Source organism: Roseovarius sp. D22-M7, assembly GCF_037083785.1.
Classification (GTDB): Bacteria; Pseudomonadota; Alphaproteobacteria; order Rhodobacterales; family Rhodobacteraceae; genus Roseovarius.
This window is the reverse complement of sequence record NZ_JBAPKY010000145.1, coordinates 1-1,912: the sequence shown is the minus strand read 5'-3', so window position 1 is coordinate 1,912 and position 1,912 is coordinate 1. Positions and strand designations below refer to the sequence as shown.

General features: G+C 54.2%; 1 protein-coding gene. It reads right to left on the bottom strand.

All coding sequences use genetic code 11. From position 1 onward, the window contains the following. Positions 1-287: 287 nt before the first annotated feature. The gene (locus V8324_RS21635; RefSeq protein ID WP_336421958.1) at positions 288-1,523 is read right to left on the bottom strand and encodes an adenylate/guanylate cyclase domain-containing protein; all 1,236 of its coding nucleotides are present in this window, start codon (positions 1,521-1,523) and stop codon (positions 288-290) included. Positions 1,524-1,912 lie beyond the last annotated feature (389 nt).

Sequence of the window (1,912 nt, the reverse complement as noted above, 5' to 3'; positions counted from 1 at the left end):
CAACAGCACACACCCGACCTCGAAAATCGCGAAGCAAAACCCGCTTCAGCGCAACGCCGCCACCCAGAGCCACTATCGCGGAGCGATTTAGTGCACAGCGCAGATAGCGACCTTTGCAAAGTTTCCACGATTTCCCTAAACCCGCCGTTCAAGCCAAACGCATCGAATGCCGGCTGAGAGCCCTTCTCGACATCACGACGAGCGCAGCAGTGTGCATCGCAGGCGTGAACTTTGGAATCTTTGGGCGGTCAGCTCAAACCTTCAACCTGCAAAGGTCGTGGCCATCCCTAATCCAGTGTAAAGAGCTCCTGACGTTCGCGAACACCGCGAAGGCGATACTGGCCGAGTGAAACCAGATCGGGAATGCTCTCAAGCAATGGAGCTGCAACCTTGGCGGAAATTACGATGGCCTGATCGACGGCACTGCACATGCCCAGAATGCGTGAGGTTGTGTTGACCGCTGGACCGATCACAGTGAAATCAAGTCGGTTCTTGCCACCGATATTTCCATAAAGGACGTCACCAGCATGTAGCGCCAGAGTAAAATCCGTGACTGTCAAACCGTCCGCTTTCCGCCGGTCGTTCAGGGTAATGAACCCATCGCGCAGTTCCAAAGCAGCCTCGATTGCAACGCGCCGCGCATCAGGAATCTGATCCATGTCGAAAATTGCCAGCAGCCCGTCACCCATGAATTTCAGTACGTTCCCGCCGTGGCGTTCGACGACATCTACAGCCTCGGCGAAATAGTCATTGAGCATTTCGATGATCGCGGGACCGGGCAAGGTTTCCGACATTTTGGTAAAACCCTTCAAGTCGAAATACCAAATTACCGCCGGGATCGTTTGAGTGGACCCGCGGCTGATATCGCCGGAGAGGACCCTCTTACTTGCATCACGGCCCATGTATGCGGCAGTGATGTCCTCAGCCATCAAACGGTTTGCCGCGCATTTCATTGTCACACAAAGAGGCGGCAACAGTTGACGAAAACCATCGAGATGGTCGTCGGTAAAGCCATCTGGCGCATCTGTGGTCAGGGAAACGACTACGCCCTCTTCGGTTTGCATCGGGTCCACTGGGGCCGCGTTGTCCTTGCGAAGAAACATTCTCTTTGTGGCAAAATAATCTGTCGCACCACGCTCACGAAACAAATTGAAGATAGGGAAATTCAATGCAGGGTCGGGTACGGTCAACTTTTGCCTGATCTCCTCGGTGTTGTTGCTCAAAAGGTAGTAGATTGGACTTTGCAGATACTCCTCCGGTGCTTCTGTTGTACGCTCAAAATTCTCTCGTTCGTTCCCGCCATCGCGGGTCCAGCGAAACGCCATCGTGCCAATCTCAGGATGATGTGCGCGCAAGGAGATGCTGACGCGTTGCAAGGGTATTCCGGCCGTGACTAGCCGGTTGCAGCACGCCCCCAGCCAAGTCTCGACAGGCGTGTTCTCAAGACCCTGCTGGATTAACCAAGCCGTCAGATCAGACAGCGCCGCGGCCATTTCCCTGTTGTCGAGTGTTGGGGGCGCCATATTGTCCTCTTCCCGTGATCAGGTTGTCCAAGCTGCCATCGCCTTCACCTAAAATGCTATTTAGTCAGTTTAAGGAAAATCTCGCCCGCCATACATTCGTTTCGCGCTCCGTCGCCAGTTTTTTTAGCTAGACAGCGTTTTTTGGCAGCGGACCGCACCTCTTGCACTTCATATATTGTCTGTTTGTTTTCGCGTGCCATGTCGTACCGAATGGCGCCATTTCCAGTGAGACGACGAACGCGGGCACCATGCGACAAGCAGACCTTTGAGCGTCAAGTCGGAACTGTCCGCTCTGTCTAAGGTTTGTGGCTGCTGGATGCGCGCCATTCAGCGGCGATAAACCTGACAAGGAGGAAAGCGCGGGCGGGTTTCAGTGTTATGGGGATTGT

Excerpts from the sequence above, each read along its gene's own strand:
- V8324_RS21635 (WP_336421958.1), bottom strand. The coding sequence starts at position 1,523 with ATGGCGCCCCCAACACTCGACAACAGGGAAATGGCCGCGGCGCTGTCT.